This window comes from Frankia canadensis (assembly GCF_900197875.1).
GTDB lineage: Bacteria > Actinomycetota > Actinomycetes > Frankiales > Frankiaceae > Frankia > Frankia canadensis.
Genome location: NZ_FZMO01000072.1, coordinates 1 through 16,050, shown reverse-complemented (window position 1 = coordinate 16,050; position 16,050 = coordinate 1). Strand labels below are relative to the sequence as shown.

Sequence of the window (16,050 nt, the reverse complement as noted above, 5' to 3'; positions counted from 1 at the left end):
CGACCACGGATGCAGAAGCTGATTCGGCCACGGAAGCCGATACGACCACGGATGCGGATGCGGGCACAGCCGCGGGCGCCGCGGACGATGGCCGTCCAAGGGCCAGTACGCGCGGCACTCCACGGCTGACCCCTCCGTCTCGTCAGGCTCAGGGCGGCCATCGAACCCGGACGACGCTGCCCTGGGCGGCGCTGCCCGCGGATCGCGTCGTGCAGCTGGCCGACACGACCGACGCGGCTGTCCGGTCCGCGCTCGACCCGCTGCCCGACGACGCCCCCGCCATCGTCGCCTACCGTCCACTCCCGATGGGCTCGCTCGCCGCCGGCCAGCGTGCGCTGCTCGCCGACCTGGAGGCCGTCGCCGCGACGATGTATCCGGCCTGGCTGCCCGGCGCCGAGCACATCGAGTCGGCGGGCGGCAGCGGGGCGGCAGCGGTCCGGGCCCTGGCCAGGCGTGCCGCCACCGAGGCCGACGTCTTCGCCCCCTATCTCGCCGAGCTCGCCGAACGCGCGCTCCGCGGATCCCCGGCCCCGCGGGCGTCGACGTTTCCGCCCGACGTGCGCGCCGCCGGCGCGGCCTGGGCGATCGCCCGCGGGTTCCAGCGGCAACGGCTGGTGCTGCTGGTCGACCCCTCCGCGCCGACCGTGCCCATCGGCGACCAGAAGCGCCTACTTGAACTGCTCACCTGGTTCACCTACCAGGGACGGGCGGGTGTCTGGCTCACCGCTCGCCCCGCCGGCGCGTCCGGCGGGCGGACGAGGGCGCTGGCGTGCCCCGCCAGTGGCCGCCCGCATCCGGTGGACGGGCCGGTTCCCACAGTGCCGTGGCCAGCCGGTCCGCGCCGCACCCCGCGGCCAGCTCGTGCGCCCGCGGGTCAGGCGAGTGCGGCGCCCGGCGGTGCCGCGCCGCGATCCTCGTCGAGCCGAACGTCGCCGGCCCGATCCTCGCTGACCCGAACGTCGCCACCGCGCTCGACGCCACCGCGAGCGACGCCCGCGCCGCCATCCGACGAACCCGCCGTCTCCCGGACGCCCTTCGCGGGCTCCGGGTCGGGAGCCACCGCGCGACGGTCTCCAGCCGGCGCGTCCGGTGCCCGGGCGATGCTGCCCGCGGTGGTGGGACAGCCCCACCCGGCGAGCCGCGCGGAACGCCGGCTTGAGAACGCCCTGACCGCTCGGCCATGGGCGGGCGGTCGGGCCTGGAACCAGCCGTACCGGTCGACGCCGCTGTCCGACCTCCACTACCTCGACCTGATCTGGCGGGCCGAGCGGCTGGTCGTCGAGGTGGACGGTCCGGAGCACCGCGGCCTGTCGCACTACGAGAGCGACCGGCGGCGCGACAACGAGCTCCAGTTCGACGGATTCGTCGTCCTGCGTTTCACCAACAGCCGGATCTTCGACGACGTCGACACCGTCGTCGACGAGATCGAACGCCACGTCCAGGCGTCTCGCCAGACGCCGGAAGAAAGGAAAGGGAAGTCCCATGACCCGCGACGCGGCGGCGAACCGCGACAGATCCGCCCTCACCGACCGTGAGGCAGCCATCCTCCTGGTCCTGCTCACCCAGGACCAGCCCGTCTCGAACACGGTGCTGAAGAACACGCTGGGCTTCACGCTGACGGGCGCGGAGCGTCGTCGGCTCAACGACCTGCGGCTCGTCGAGAGCGGCAAGGTGCCCGGGCACGGCAACGTCATCTTCCACGAGGTCACCGACGCTGGCTGGGCCCGCGCCCAGCAGGAGATGGCGCCGCGGGCGACGGCGCCCACCGGGACGGTGCCCTCCTCGTTCCTGTTCGCCATCGCCGCCGTCATCCACCGGTTCGTCGGCCGCCAGCGCCTGGCGGCCGGCGACGTCTTCCGCTCCGAGCCGCCACCCGTGCCAACTCGTCCCGCCGCCGTCCCTGCCGCCGCCCCCGACAGCGGTCCCGCGGTTGTCGCGGCCGGCGACCGCGGGACGGCGACGGCGACGAACGGGTCGGCGGCCGACGCGGCACGAACGGCGGCCGCCTCGGCCGAGGATCTGGAGTTGGCGATCCGGGCGGCCTATGCCCGGCTGGCCAGCGGGCCCTTCGACTGGGTCCGGCTCGCACTCGTGCGACCACTGCTCGGCGACGCGGCGAAACCGGGGGTGGACCGCGTGCTGCGCCAGATGGCGCGGCAGCCTGACGTCCGCATCGTGCCGGACGAGGACCAGAAGTCGCTCACCGCGGCCGACCACGCGGCGGCGGTGCGCATCGGTGACCACGACAGCCACCTGCTGCTGATCGGCTCGGCATGATCAGCGAACTGGACGCCCTCGCTGCCATCACGCTCGGCTGGGTGCATGATCTCGACGACGTCTGGCACACCTCGCCGGTGCACGTTGACGGCGTGCACACCCAGCAGCGCACCAGAATCCTGGCCAAGCTCGACCAGACCACCGCCCGCAACCCCATCGGCGTCGTCATCCAGGGCCAGGCCGGCACCGGCAAGACCCACCTGCTCGGCTGGACGCGCCAGCAGGTCGTGGCCCGCGGCGGCTACTTCTTCCTGCTCGGCGCGCCCAGCGGCGAGAACTTCGGCGCGGGCGTCGTCAGCGCGATGCTGGCCGACCTGTGGCGGGAACTCGACGGGGAGACGCAGGCGGACAGATTCCTGCGCCGGCTCTGCGAGCAGCTCGCCCTGCCGCCCAGGGTGGCCGCCGCCCTCCTCGGTGATGCCACGCTGCGTCCGAAGCATCTCAAAGACCTCCTCACCGCGTTCGGACGGCGCTATCCGGCGCTGATCCGACAATGTCGCGAAACCCTCGCGGCTTTCGTCCTGTACAAGGCGGGCACCTTTGACGACATCCCCGTCGGTGATGCGTACCTGCGCTCGTTGAGCGAACAGGAGCCGGGCGAGCGGGCGCGCTGGGGAATCCGATCCGAGGCCCGGCCGCCCATGGAGATCGTCCATGACCTGTCCCGGCTGCTGGCGCTGACCGGCCCCAGCATCCTCGCCATGGACCAGATCGACGGGGTCGTGACCGAGGCGCCGGTACGCGGCGACGGTCCGCCCGCCTCCGGCGACGGTGATCTGTATCTGAACGCGCTGGCGAACGGCCTGCTGGTCCTGCACGAACGCACCGAACGAACGCTGTGCCTGCTCACCTGCCTACCGGCGACCTGGATCAGATTCCGTGAGCGAGCGGTGACGTCGCTTCGCGACCGCTTCAGTGACGGCATGCCGCTGAGCAGACTGGATGATCCGGCGATCACCTCCACGATCGTCGAGCGCCGGCTTGGCGAGGAGTTCGGCCGGATCGGCTTCATCCCGCCCTATCCGACCTGGCCGGTGGCCCGCGCGGCCTTCGACGGGGCTCCTCAGTACACACCGCGCGAGCTGCTCCAACGCATCGTCCGGCATGTGGACGAATGCCTGGCGGACGGCGTGGTCCGCGAACTGCACGATTTCACGGACCAGGTGCCGGGCAGACTGCGCGACCAGGACGACATCATCGTCATGGCCCCGCGCACCGACGACGTCAGCAGAGCCGAGGACGAGGACGACGTCGACGGCGATCGGCAGGAGGACACCGACCAGGACGTCCAGGGACCCGACGGTGGCGGGCCCCGCATCGGCGCTGATCCCGCGCTGCTCGTGGCCATCGACGCGGAGTTCGCCGGGCTGCGCACCGAGGTTCCGGCCGTCATCCCGGCCAACGAGGACTTCGTCGTACCGGCGCTGCTGAACGCCGGGCTCACCGCGTGGATCGCCGAGAACGGCGCGGCCGGCGCCGACTTCGATCTCGATCCGAGCCCGAGCACCCGACCGCCGCTGCACGCCCGGCTCTCGCGCACCCTCGACCGGGACACCGGCGAACAGGCGCACTGGTGCTTCCGCGCGATCACCGCCAGCCACGGCAACGCGATCCTGCCCCGCATCACGACCGCGTGCACCAGCGCCGGCATCGTCGCCGGCAACCCGCGCCGCCAGCTGTTCCTGCTGCGCGGCGCCGACTCCGAGTGGAGCAGGGGGGCGAAGACCCAGCAGGCGCTCACCGCCTTCGCCGACGCCGGCGGTCGCCTGCTGCCCCTGGACCCGGACGACCTGGCCACCTTCACCGCACTGCGGACGCTGCTCGACCAGCGCCGGCCCGGACTGCGCGACTGGCTGACCTCGCGCCGCCCGGCCAGCACCACCTCCCTGCTGCGCACCGCCCTGGCCAACGCGACCGGAGCCAGGGGTGCGACCGGCTCGACGGCAGAGGTGGCCGCGTCGGACGGCCTCGGGGCGCGGAAACGCGGGTCCACCGCCGCGGTGCCGCCGACGACGTCCACGCCCGCATCGGCATACACCTCGACATCCACACCCGCGTCCGCCTGGGCGCCCACGCCCATGTCGACGTCCAGGTCCGCGTCGACGTTCGTGCTCGGGGCGGCGTCCGCCGACGGCGCGTCGGCGCGTGTCGATCTGTCGGTGCTGCGGCGGCACGTGGCGATCTTCGCGGGCTCGGGGTCGGGGAAGACCGTCCTCATCCGGCGCCTCGTCGAGGAGTGCGCGCTGCGGGGCGTGTCGTCGATCGTGCTCGATCCGAACAACGACCTGGCCCGCCTTGGCGACGCCTGGCCGGCCTCGCCGTCCGGCTGGGCCGACGCAGACGCGGACGCCGCTGCCGAGTACCTGGCCGCGACCGACGTGGTGATCTGGACGCCGCGCCGGGACGGAGGCCGGCCGCTGAGTTTCCAGCCGCTGCCCGACTTCGCGAGCCTGCGCGACGATCCCGACGAGTTCGAGGCCGCGATCGACGCGGCGGTGGCGACCCTGGCCGCCCGGGCGAACGTCACCGGCAACACCGCCCGGGCCAGCGTGGGCCGCGCGATCCTCACCGCGGCGCTCCGTCACTTCGCCCGCGGCAACCGCACGGGACTGGCCTCGTTCGTGGACCTGCTGGCCGACCTTCCGGACGGCATCGTCGAGGGCCTCGACCACACGAACAAACGGCCGATCGAGCTCGCGCAGGCGCTGCGGGCCGCGATGGTCACCGATCCGCTGTTCGGCGGCCAGGGGGAGCCTGTCGACCCGGCGACGCTGCTGCGCCCGGCGGACGGCCGGCGAGCCCGGATCTCGGTGATCAGCATGGTGGGGCTGCCCCAGGACGAGCAGCGGCAGAGCTTCGTCAACCAGCTCCAGCTCGCCCTGTTCTCCTGGGTGAAACGCAATCCCGCCGGCGAGCGGCCCCTCGGCGGCCTGTTCGTGATGGACGAGGCGCAGACGTTCGCCCCCGCCGGGCCGACGACGGCCTGCACCGCCAGCACGCTGGTCCTCGCGTCGCAGGCCCGCAAGTACGGCCTCGGGCTGGTGTTCGCGACCCAGGCACCGAAGAACCTGCACAACGGCATCCCGGGCAACGCGACGACCCAGCTGTTCGGCCGGCTCAACGCGCCGACGCAGATCGACGCCGCCCGCATGATGGCCCGCAACGCCGGCGGTGACGCGCCGGACATCGGCCAGCTCGGCGTCGGCGAGTTCTACGCCACCAGTGAGTCGCTGGCCTTCGAGAAGATCCGCACCCCGCTCTGCCTGAGCCACCACCCGTCCTCACCGCTGACGGCCGAGGAGGTCATCGACCGGGCCCGCCGCGACTGACCGGGCCCGAGCCCGACGGACCGGCCCCGGTCCGGCTCAGTACAGGACGCGCTGGCCGGGACCGGTGCCGGAGCCGGTGCCTCCGGCGGCGGCCAGGATGCGCGCGGTCACCCGGTAGACGGAGGCCTGGGTCGCGTCGTTGCAGGAGTAGTACAGGTCGCCGCCGCGGTCGACGGCGACGGAGAACAGGCGCTCGGTGTCGCCCACGCACGTCCCGGTCACGAGGGTGCGCGCGTCCCAGGTCCCGGCGCTCGTCGGTGTCAGGCGCCGGATGCTGCGGGAGCCGGGCTCGGTGTACAGCACGCCGTTGCCGTCGGGATCCGGGGCGAGGGTCGTGATCGGCGCCCGGTCGAGGCGCTGCTGGACGAGGGTGGTGATCGTCTGGCCGGTGACGAGGTGAATGCGGGCGTAACCGTCGGCGTAGGACAGGACGAACACCCGGCCGGCGCCGTCGACCGCGACGCTGTAGGCGTTCTCCAGCGCAACCTCGGTGGCGCGGTCGGAACGCGCCGAGTAGGAGCGCTCCCGGGTTGCCCGCCGGTCCCCGTCCGCGCCGGCCCCGTCGCCCGCGATCAGGCGGGCCGCGGTGGAGCGGTAGGCGCCGGAGCCGCCGCCCGGGTCGATCCGCCAGACCTGCCCGGCGTACCCGGTGGCGATGTACAGGGCGTTCCCCGGGCCGACGGCGACCGCGGACGGCGTCCCGATTTGGGCCCCGACGCCGCGCGGGCCGTCCCCACCGCCCCGCGGGCAGATGTCGGCCGGCGCGCGCCCCGCGTCCGGATCGCCCGTCGCCGAGGCGGTCGGGTCCGACACGGCGTCGGCGCCCTCTCCGGCCGCGGGCCGCCCGGCGACGGTCTCGATCCGCCACGGCTGCCCGGCCGGGCGGTAGACCCGCCGGACCACGCAGTTCCACTCGTCCGCGACGAAGACGGAACCTCCCGCGGCGGCCACGCCGGCCGGTCGGTGCAATGCCGCGACCGCCGTCGGCTCGTCCCGGGCCTGACCCGGCTGTCCGATCCGGTCGGCCCCGTCGACACGGCCGACGACGGTCGTCGCCGCCGTGCCGTCGAATCGGGTCACGGCGTGCTGGCTGGAGTCAGACAGGTAGACGCCGCCACCATCGGCGCTGGTCACGGCGGTGGCGTCCGCCGTCAGGCTGATCAGCCCGCGCAGCGGGACGGGCGCACTGACCGGGTACACCGCCGGCGGCCGGCTGCTCGCGGGCGCCGCCGTGGGCGTGTCACCGCCCCGACCGACCTGCAGCACCCCGGTCAACAGCAGCATCACCACCACCGCCACGACCACCACCGCGACGGCGATGCTCACCGTCGCGGACCACCCCACCCAGCCGCCACGCCCGGCAGGCGGGCCACCGGGCGGCACCGGCGGGTCGGATCGCCATCCCCAGCTTGCCGTCGTCAGCGGCCGATCCGGCGGGTAGCGACGCGTCGGCGTGACGGGGACGCTGCCGGCGAGCTGGCGCAGGTCCTCGTCGCCGCGGAAGCTGATGCCGCTGGCGGCGAGCCAGTCAGGGCCGAACGTCCAGGTGGCGGCGGCGACGAGCTCCTCGGCGAAGGCGAGGGCGCCGGGCTGCCGGTCGGCCGGGTGCTTCGCCAGCGCCCGCATCGTCACCGCACCGAGGCCGGCCACCGCGGACGGCAGCGGGCGGGGCGCGGCGCGGCGGTGGCGTTCGGCCATGACGTGCGGACGGCGGTCGACACCGAACGGCGGCGTCCCGGCCAGCAGTTCGTAGAGGACCGCGCCGAGCGAGTAGACGTCGACGCCGACGCCGGGGACCGCGAGGTCGAACTGCTCGGGCGCCAGGTACGGCGTCGAGCCGATCACGCTGGTCGGTTCGGCGGCGCCGGTCGCCTCCAGCAGCCGGGCGATACCGAAGTCGGTGAGCCGGGGCGAGCCGTCGGCGGCGAACAGGATGTTGGACGGCTTGATGTCGCGGTGCAGGAGGCCCTCGCGGTGCACGCGGTCGAGGGCGACGGCGACGGCGGCGACGACCGCGCAGGCGTCCGCCGGGGTGAGCCCCTCGGCGGCCCGCCGGGTGAGCGTGCCGCCGGGCAGCAGCTCCATCACGATCAGCGCGAGCTCGGGGGTGCGGATGTAGTCGTAGACCCGAACGATGTGCGGATGGTCGAGCCGGGCGATGATCTGCGCCTCGGCGTCGACGTCCGCGACGGCGGCGGGATCCGCCGCGGGCAGTTCCAACACCTTGATCGCGACGGGCCGGTCGAGGCGGCGATGCCGCCCGGCGAGCACCCGGCCGAATCCGCCCTGGCCGAGCTCCGCGCCGATGTCGTAGTCGGGCAGCACCGCCTGGACGTGGGCCCGCACGATCCCACCGTGCCCCGGCACGTTCACCCGGTTCTCGCGCACACCGTTCTCACGCACACGGCCCTCGCGGCGTCGACGTTCCCGCCGCTGTGACGGCCGCGGGTCGAAAGAAACCATCCGTGGCCCGACTATAACGCCCGTCGCACCGCCGGCAGAGACGCCGAACCCGTCACGAACCCGACGTCGCGTCCGGCAGGGCGACAGGCCTGGCAGGGCGACAGGCCTGGCAGGGCGACGGCGACGGCTGGGCAGCTAAGACGGCGGGGGGCGAGGTCAGCCGGCGGGCGACGTCAGCCGGCGGGGGTGAGCCGGACCGGCAGGGTCGAGGGGCCGCGCACGGACAGGTGCGGGCGGTACGCCGGCTCGGCGGCGATCTCCACCCGGGCGACCCGTTCGACGAACGCGCCGAGCATGATCTCCGTCTCGAGCCGGGCCAGCGGCGCGCCGAGGCAGTAGTGGATGCCCTGGCCGAAGCCGAAGTGACGCGGCGGCGCGGTGGGGCCGGCGTAGCGGGTGACGTCGAAGCGGTCCGGATCCGGGTAGACGGCGGGATCGCGGTGCGTGGCGGCGGCCAGCGCCAGGACACCCTCACCGGCGTTCAGCCGCTGCCCGGCGATCTCGACCTCGTCCACCAGCACGGTGCGGCCGAACCACTGGATCGGCGGGTCGAACCGCAGCGCCTCCTCGACCGCGGCCGGCACCAGGTCGGGTCGGGCGCGCAGCGCCGCGTACTGCTCGGGGTCCCGGGCGAGCGCGAGGACGGCGCCGGCGAGCAGGTTGACGCTCGTCTCGTAGCCGGCGACGAGCAGAAGCACGCACAGTTCGAGCAGCTCCGCCCCGGACAGGTGGTCGCCCTGCTCCTGGACGGCGATGAGGTCGCTGAGCAGGTCGTCGGTGGGCTCGGCGCGGCGCCGGGCGATCAGCTCGGTGAAGTAGCCGGCGAACGCGGTCGTCGCCTCGGCCCGGGCCGCCCGCTCCGCCGCCGACAGCATCTGGTCGGGGTCGATCCCGCGGGTGAGCGCCGACGCCCAGCCGCCGAAGACCTCCTCGTCCCGGGCCGGCACCCCGAGCAGGGTGCAGATCACCCGCAGCGGCAGCGGCCGGGCGAAGGCGTCGATGAGGTCCACCTCGCCGCGCTGGACGGCGTCGTCGAGCAGCTCGGCGGCGAGCTGGCGGGCCTGCGGGCCGAAGCGGCCGACCCGGCCGGCGGTGAACGCCCTGCTGACCAGGCGGCGCAGCCGGGTGTGGGTCGGCGGGTTGGCGCGCAGCATCGACTGCAGGCCCACCTGCGGGGCGCCGGCCTCGTCCGCCACCGCCCGGAAGGGGCTGTCCGCCATGACCGCGTGGCCGAGGGCCGGGTCGGTGAGGATGCGCTGGCAGTCCTCGTACCGGGTGAGCATCAGGATCCTCGGCGCCTGCGGCGCCACCCAGTGGTGGCGACCCGCCTCCCGCAGCGCCCGGTACAGCGGGTACGGATTGGCGCGCTGACGGGGATCGAAGACGTCGCTCGGCCGCGCGGCGACCGAACCGCCGGCGTCGATCAGTTCGGTGGACCCGGTCGTCATCGTCCTCGTCCTTCCGATGGCGCCCGGACAGCGCACGGGGAAGGTCCACGCGGCCGGCCGGGTCGCTGGGCTCTGCTGGAGCGGATGCTACCGTGCCCGGCCGCCCACGGATCGTGGCATCATCCCGTCCCCGGCCGTCGATACCGCCTTCCAATCAGACGATGGCACGGGGCCGTGCGGTCAGGCGCCGACGTAGGCGGCGAGGTGTTCGCCGGTGAGGGTGGAGCGGGCCGCGACGAGGTCGGCGGGGGTGCCCTCGGAGACGATCCGGCCGCCGTCGTGACCGGCGCCCGGCCCGAGGTCGATGATCCAGTCGGCGTGCGCCATCACCGCCTGGTGGTGTTCGACGACGATGACCGACGTGCCGCCGTCGACGAGCCGGTCCAGCAGGCCCAGCAGCTGCTCGACGTCGGCGAGGTGCAGGCCGGCGGTGGGCTCGTCGAGGACGTGGACGGCGCCCTTGTCGCCCATCCGGGTGGCGAGCTTGAGCCGCTGCCGCTCGCCGCCGGACAGTGTGGTCAGCGGCTGGCCGAGGCCGAGGTAGCCGAGCCCGACGTCGGCGAGGCGGCGCAGGATCGTGTGCGCGGCCGGGGTGCGCGCCTGACCGGAGCCGAAGAACTCCTCCGCGTCCGCGACCGACATCGCCAGCACCTCGCTGATGTCGTGCCCGCCGAACCGGTATTCCAGCACCGAGGCGTCGAAACGCTTTCCGTCGCACTCCTCGCAGGTGCTGGCGACGCCCGCCATCATCGCGAGATCCGTGTAGATGACGCCGGCCCCGTTGCAGGCCGGGCAGGCGCCGGACGAGTTGGCACTGAACAGTGCCGGCTTCACCCCGTTGGCCTTCGCGAACGCCTTGCGGATCGGTTCGAGCAGCCCGGTGTAGGTCGCCGGGTTGCTGCGCCGAGAACCGCGGATCGGCGTCTGGTCGATCGACACCACCCCGGCGTCCGCGGGGATCGATCCGTGTACGAGCGAGCTCTTGCCGGACCCGGCGACGCCGGTGACGACGACGAGCACGCCGAGGGGAATGTCGACGTCGACGTCGTGCAGGTTGTGCGTCGAGGCGCCGCGGATCTCCAGCCGGCCGGTGGGAGTTCGGACTGTCTTCTTCAGCGCGGCCCGGTCGTCGAGGTGGCGGCCGGTGACGGTGCCGGAGGCCCGCAGCCCGTCGACGGTGCCCTCGAAGCAGACGGTGCCGCCGTCCGCGCCGGCGCCGGGGCCGAGGTCGATGACATGGTCGGCGATCGCGATCATCTCGGGCTTGTGCTCGACGACGAGCACGGTGTTGCCCTTGTCGCGCAGCCGCCGCAGCAGGCCGTTCATCCGGGCGATGTCATGCGGGTGCAGGCCGGTGGTGGGCTCGTCGAAGACGTAGGTGACGTCGGTGAGCGCCGAGCCGAGCTGGCGGATCATCTTGACCCGCTGCGCCTCCCCGCCCGACAGCGTGCCCGACGGCCGGTCGAGCGAGAGGTAGCCCAGGCCGATCTCGGCGAACGAGTCGAGGGTGTGGCGCAGGGCGGTGAGCAGCGGGGCGACCGTCGGCTCGTCGAGCTCGCCGACCCAGTCGGCCAGGTCGCTGAGCTGCATGGCGCAGACGTCGGCGATGCTGCGCCCGCCGATCAGCGACGAGCGGGCGGCCTCGGCGAGCCGGGTGCCGTCGCACTCGGGGCAGACGGTGAAGGTCACCGCCCGGTCGACGAACGCGCGGATGTGCGGCTGCATCGCCTCGCGGTCCTTGGCGAGCATCGACTTCTGCAGTTTCGGGATCAGGCCCTCGTAGGTGAGGTTGATGCCCTCGACCTTGATTTTCGTCGGCTCCTTGTGGAGCAGCGCGGCGAGTTCGGCCTTGGTGAAGCGCCGGATCGGCTTGTCGGCGTCGAAGAAGCCGCAGCCGCCCAGGATCCGTCCGTACCAGCCGTCGACGCTGTAGCCGGGGATGGTGATCGCGCCCTCGTTGATGGACTTGCTGTCGTCGTAGAGCGCGGTCAGGTCGATGTCGGAGACCGAGCCGCGGCCCTCACAGCGCGGGCACATTCCACCGGTGCGGGTGAAGGTGACCTTCTCCGCCTTCGCGTCCGTGCCGCGCTGGACGGTGATGGCGCCCGCGGCGCGCACGGACGGGACGTTGAACGAGAACGCGCCGGGCGGGCCGATGTGGGGTTGACCGAGCCGGCTGAACAGGATGCGGAGCATCGCGCCGGCGTCGGTGGCGGTGCCGACGGTGGAGCGCGGGTCGGCGCCCATCCGCTGCTGGTCGACGATGATCGCCGTGGTCAGCCCGTCGAGGACGTCGACGTCGGGCCGGGCCAGCGTCGGCATGAATCCCTGGACGAACGCGCTGTACGTCTCGTTGATCAGGCGCTGCGACTCGGCGGCGATCGTGCCGAACACCAGCGAGCTCTTCCCCGAGCCGGACACACCGGTGAACACCGTCAGCCGCCGTTTCGGCAGCTCGACGCTGACGTCCTTCAGGTTGTTCTCCCGCGCGCCGAGCACACGGATCAGATCATGAGTGTCGGCCGCGTCCATGCCGAACACCCTAGGCGCACCCGTCTGACCTGAGCTTCTCCGTTTCTGCTCGGGTGCGCCAGCGGCGGTCGGGGGTCAGCTGGGGTGGTCGACGCGCAGGACGATCTTGCCCTGGATGTGGCCGCGCTCGGCCCGCTCGTGCGCGCGCCACGCCTCGGCGAGCGGGAAGACCTCGTCGACGGCAACCCGGATCTCACCCTCGTCGATCAGAGCGACCAGTTCGGCGAGCTGGCCGCCGTGCGAGCGCACCTGCCCGCCGCCGTGGCGGACCCCACGCCGGGCGAGCTCGTCGTCGTGGTAATCACCGAAGAAGATCGGCACGAGCCTGCCCCCGTCGCGGATCGCCGGCGTGAGCAGATGGCCGTGCGGCCCGCCGACGGTGTCGAACAGCACGTCGACCTCCTTCGCCACGTCGGCGACGCGGGTGGTCGTGTAGTCGATGTACTCGTCCGCACCGAGGCCGCGCAGGAACGCCTCGTGCCGGGTGGACGCGACGGCGATGACCCGCGCGCCGGCCCGGCGGGCGAGCTGGACGAGGAAGTGCCCCACACCGCCGGCGGCGCCGTTGACCAGCACCGTCTCCCCGGGGGACACGGGGGCGATGTCAGCGAGGAACTGCCAGGCGGTGAGGCCCGCCATCGGCACCGCCGCCGCGTGGACGTGGTCGATGCCAGCGGGCTTGCGGGCCAGGTCACCGGCCGGCGCCGTCGTGTACTGCGCGTACCCCCGGCCGCTGCCGGTGACGGTCGGGAACCGGAGCAGGCCGAGGACCTCGTCACCCTCGGCCCACGAGGTGACCCCGCCGCCGACTCCCACCACGACCCCGGACACGTCCGTACCCGGTGTGAGCGGCAGCGGGACGGGGGGACGAAAGTCGGCGGGGATCTGCGGGTAGCCGGCGCGCGCGTAGAGATCTGGCGGGTTCACCCCGGCGGCGTGCACCTCGACGAGTACCTCGCCGGCGCCGGCCTCCGGCCGCTCCACCTCCTCCAGCTGGAGTTCGTGGGGCGACCCGACGTGGTGGACGCGGATGGACTTCATGGCACCTGGTGTCCTCACGGGTGTGGGTGGACGGGATAGCGTGCGGATCAGCGCTCCGGCATCAAAGCGGAGCAGTGCTCCGCAGCGTAACAGGAGCGGCGCTCCGAATACGGGCGCGCGCCGTCATCACCCCGGGATGTGAATGCCAGTGACAGCCCACGCGAGGCCGCCGGAGCTGTCCCGCCAGCGCGACCAGCGGGCCGACGCCCGCCGCAACCACGACCACCTCCTCGAGGTGGCCCGGCTCGTGGTGGCGGAGCAGGGAGTGGGAGCCTCGCTGCGCGACGTCGCCCGCCGCGCCGAGGTCGGACTCGGCACGCTCTACCGGCACTTCCCGACCCGTGAGGCGCTGCTGGACGCGCTGCTGCGGCAGGGCTTCGCCCGTCTGGTCGAGCTCGCCGACGAGCTCGCGGCGACCCACACCGCCGTGGACGCCCTGACCGCATGGCTACGTGAACTCGCGCTCAGCGCCGCCGTCTACCGGGGACTGCCCACCGCGCTGGCGGCGACCCTGGATGATCCCGACTCGGCGTTGTCGACGGCGTGCGGCGCGCTGCGGCGGGCAGGCGGCCAACTGCTGGCGAACGCCCAGGCCGAGGGGTCCGTACGACCGGACGTGACCGGACTCGACGTCTTCGCGCTCGCCACGGCCGTGGCCGCCCTGGCGGAGCAGGGTCCGCTCGCCGAGCGCCGGGACCATCTGCTCGGCGTCCTGTTCGACGGCCTGCGGCCGGGCCCGCCGCTCGCCACCCAGCCCCTCCCCCGCGGCCCGCGGGACGACGCAGGTCCTCCGCACGGCTGAGCGCGGGCGCCCGACGCCGCACCGCGTCACGCCACGCCACGCCACGCCACGCCACCAGCCACGCGATATCCGTTTCATATCGCGCGATGCGAACCCGCCGCTGTCCCAGACGCGCACGTCGTTCGGATCGGACGATGGGCCTCACCGGGCCGGCGCCATGCGCGAACGATCCGGGTGCCCGCGGGCAGCCGTCCAGGCCGGCGTCACGAAGGAGCGGGATTCATGAGCACAGCGGAGATCGGCAACGTCGTGCCCGACGCGCTCGACCTGTTCGATGACGCGCACCGCGTCAACCCCTACCCGGGATACCGGCGGATGCGCGAGAACCCGGCGCCTACGCGGATCCGTCTCGCCGACACCGAGGTCACGGTGCTGTCCCGGTTCGCCGACTGCGCCGCCGTGCTGGCGAGCCAGGCATGGGGTCACGGCAACGCCGACCGGCTCAGCCCCTTCTGGGACCAGGAGGCGAGCCTGCCGGGATCGTTCATCCGGATGGACCCGCCGGACCACCGCCGGCTGCGCGGACTGGTCAACAAGGCGTTCAGCGCCCGGATGGTCGCCGACCTCGCACCTATGATCACGGATCTGGTCGACACCTTCGTCGACCGGGCCATCGCCGACGGCGGGCTCGACGTCGTGCGGGACCTGTCCGGCCCGCTGGCGCTGGCGATGGTCGGACGCCGGCTGCTCGGCGTGCCGGAGGAGGACGCCGAACTGCTGCGCTCCTGGGAACTGGCGATCGCCCGCGGCACCGACCCCGAACCACTGCTCTCCCCCGCGGAGATCACCGCCCGGGACTCCGCCGGCAAGGCCGTGGTCGCCTACCTCGCGGACCTGGTCGCCCGCCGCCGCGCCGACCCGCAGGACGACCTGCTCAGCCGGCTCGTCGCCGTCGAGGAGGCCGGCGAGGTGCTCTCGGCCGCGGAGGTCCTCGGCATCTGCGTGCTGCTGCTCGTCGCCGGCATGGAGACCAGCATCAACCTGGTCGGCAACGGCATCCACGCCCTGCTGAGCCACCCCCAGCAGCTCGACCGCCTGCGCCGCGACCCGGACCTCGTCGGCCCGGCCATCGAGGAGATCCTGCGCTACGACACCCCGACCCAGTTCACGATGCGGGTGGCGCTCACCGACACCACCGTCGGCGACCAGACCTACCAGCGGGGCGACGGCGTCATCGTGCTGATGGGCTCGGCGGACCGCGACGATGACGTCTTCGGCGCCGGCGACGAGCTCGACGTCACCCGCTACGCCCGCCCCGGCGGTCCGCGTCACCTCGGCTTCAGCCTGGGCCTGCACTACTGCCTCGGCGCCCCGCTGGCCCGCCTGGAGGCGTCCACGGCGATCCGCACGCTGATCACCCGGGCCCCCGGGCTGCGCCTGACCGACGCGCCACTGGACTACCAGCCCAGCATCATCCACCGCGGCCTGCACTCCCTCCCCGTCGAGATCACCACCGCCGCGAACTGACATCCGGCCGCAGGCGGTTGGGTACCGGGAGGCCGGACGCTGGAGGACATGTTGTCGCAGCGCAGCTGCAGCGCCCGGAACCCGACCGGCCCGTGCACACGGTGCAACACGGCACCGACTGAGCCTGAACCCGGACGAAGCGCCCCATGTCCAAAGAGCGCCACGTCGGCCTCAGCACCAACGTCGCCGGCCCCGGCGGGTCAACACCGCGACCGTCATCACCTCCGTGCTGGTCGGCGATACTCAGCCCATCGGGGTGTACGCCGAACGCGGATACGCCGTCCCGCAGCCGGTTCCGGATGATGTCCGCGCCGCATACGACAGCCTGGTTGCCGCCGGCTATACCAGCCGCCTGATCTCCTGACGGTCGGCCGCGGTCCGTGGAGGGAGGTCAGGCGGGACGCAGGCGGACGGGTAGTGCGGCGGGGCCGCGGCCGACGATGTGGGGGCGGTAGGTCGGCGCGCGGACGAGGTCGATCGCGCTCACCCGCTCGACCAGCGCGCCCAGCATGATCTCGCCCTCCAGGCGGGCCAGCGGGGCGCCGAGGCAGTAGTGGATGCCGTGACCGAGCGCCAGGTGGCGGGCGGGCTGGGTCTGCCCGGCGTAGCGGGTGAGGGCGAAGACGGCGGGGTCGGCCAGGTTGACGGTCGTCTCGTAGCCGGCGACCAGCAGCAGCTCGCCAAGCTCGAC

General features: G+C 73.4%; 9 protein-coding genes and 1 pseudogene. 5 read left to right on the top strand and 5 right to left on the bottom strand.

Annotated elements, in window-relative coordinates; all coding sequences use genetic code 11:
• Positions 1–209 precede the first annotated feature (209 nt).
• From C1A33_RS08060 to C1A33_RS08050, 3 genes are read left to right on the top strand one after another with little or no spacing between them, the layout of a single operon-like run.
• Complete coding sequence (locus C1A33_RS08060; RefSeq protein WP_101830895.1) at positions 210–1,535, top strand: endonuclease domain-containing protein; 1,326 nt, start codon at positions 210–212, stop codon at positions 1,533–1,535.
• Positions 1,483–2,277 carry a hypothetical protein gene (locus C1A33_RS08055; protein WP_101830894.1) on the top strand — a complete coding sequence of 265 codons (795 nt, stop codon included), beginning with the start codon at positions 1,483–1,485 and terminating at the stop codon, positions 2,275–2,277. The genes C1A33_RS08060 and C1A33_RS08055 overlap by 53 nt, the downstream gene beginning before the upstream one ends.
• Complete coding sequence (locus C1A33_RS08050; protein WP_101830893.1) at positions 2,274–5,606, top strand: helicase HerA domain-containing protein; 3,333 nt, start codon at positions 2,274–2,276, stop codon at positions 5,604–5,606. The genes C1A33_RS08055 and C1A33_RS08050 overlap by 4 nt, the downstream gene beginning before the upstream one ends.
• 36 nt (positions 5,607–5,642) lie before the next feature.
• On the opposite strand, the gene C1A33_RS08045 is transcribed toward C1A33_RS08050, so the two are convergent.
• The 4 genes from C1A33_RS08045 to C1A33_RS08025 all read right to left on the bottom strand — a co-directional run bounded on the left by C1A33_RS08045 (position 5,643) and on the right by C1A33_RS08025 (position 13,090).
• On the bottom strand, positions 5,643–8,009 hold the full coding sequence (locus C1A33_RS08045; protein ID WP_243407309.1) for a serine/threonine-protein kinase: 2,367 nt from the start codon (positions 8,007–8,009) through the stop codon (positions 5,643–5,645).
• A 233-nt stretch (positions 8,010–8,242) separates the two neighbouring features.
• On the bottom strand, positions 8,243–9,517 hold the full coding sequence (locus tag C1A33_RS08040; protein ID WP_101830891.1) for a cytochrome P450: 1,275 nt from the start codon (positions 9,515–9,517) through the stop codon (positions 8,243–8,245).
• A gap of 180 nt (positions 9,518–9,697) precedes the next feature.
• Positions 9,698–12,049 carry an ATP-binding cassette domain-containing protein gene (locus C1A33_RS08030; protein ID WP_101830896.1) on the bottom strand — a complete coding sequence of 784 codons (2,352 nt, stop codon included), beginning with the start codon at positions 12,047–12,049 and terminating at the stop codon, positions 9,698–9,700.
• Positions 12,050–12,124: 75 nt separating this feature from the next.
• The gene (locus tag C1A33_RS08025; protein WP_101830889.1) at positions 12,125–13,090 is read right to left on the bottom strand and encodes an NADP-dependent oxidoreductase; all 966 of its coding nucleotides are present in this window, start codon (positions 13,088–13,090) and stop codon (positions 12,125–12,127) included.
• A gap of 142 nt (positions 13,091–13,232) precedes the next feature.
• Here C1A33_RS08025 and C1A33_RS08020 point away from each other — a divergent pair, with 142 nt between their 5' ends.
• Both C1A33_RS08020 and C1A33_RS08015 read left to right on the top strand, forming a co-directional pair.
• Positions 13,233–13,892, top strand: a complete 660-nt coding sequence (locus C1A33_RS08020; protein WP_101830888.1) for a TetR/AcrR family transcriptional regulator — start codon at positions 13,233–13,235, stop codon at positions 13,890–13,892.
• Positions 13,893–14,114: 222 nt separating this feature from the next.
• Entirely contained in the window at positions 14,115–15,359 is a 1,245-nt protein-coding gene (locus C1A33_RS08015; protein ID WP_101830887.1) for a cytochrome P450, read from the top strand.
• A gap of 391 nt (positions 15,360–15,750) precedes the next feature.
• On the opposite strand, the pseudogene C1A33_RS37360 reads toward C1A33_RS08015, so the two are convergent.
• Positions 15,751–16,050, bottom strand: a pseudogene (locus C1A33_RS37360) (cytochrome P450); the annotation flags it as partial.

What these genes read in the sequence shown, in the direction of transcription:
- C1A33_RS08055 (WP_101830894.1), top strand. Translation starts at nt 1,483, where the DNA reads ATGACCCGCGACGCGGCGGCGAACCGCGACAGATCCGCCCTCACCGAC.
- C1A33_RS08050 (WP_101830893.1), top strand. Translation starts at nt 2,274, where the DNA reads ATGATCAGCGAACTGGACGCCCTCGCTGCCATCACGCTCGGCTGGGTG.
- C1A33_RS08040 (WP_101830891.1), bottom strand. Translation starts at nt 9,517, where the DNA reads ATGACGACCGGGTCCACCGAACTGATCGACGCCGGCGGTTCGGTCGCC.
- C1A33_RS08030 (WP_101830896.1), bottom strand. Translation starts at nt 12,049, where the DNA reads ATGGACGCGGCCGACACTCATGATCTGATCCGTGTGCTCGGCGCGCGG.
- C1A33_RS08025 (WP_101830889.1), bottom strand. Translation starts at nt 13,090, where the DNA reads ATGAAGTCCATCCGCGTCCACCACGTCGGGTCGCCCCACGAACTCCAG.
- C1A33_RS08020 (WP_101830888.1), top strand. Translation starts at nt 13,233, where the DNA reads ATGCCAGTGACAGCCCACGCGAGGCCGCCGGAGCTGTCCCGCCAGCGC.
- C1A33_RS08015 (WP_101830887.1), top strand. Translation starts at nt 14,115, where the DNA reads ATGAGCACAGCGGAGATCGGCAACGTCGTGCCCGACGCGCTCGACCTG.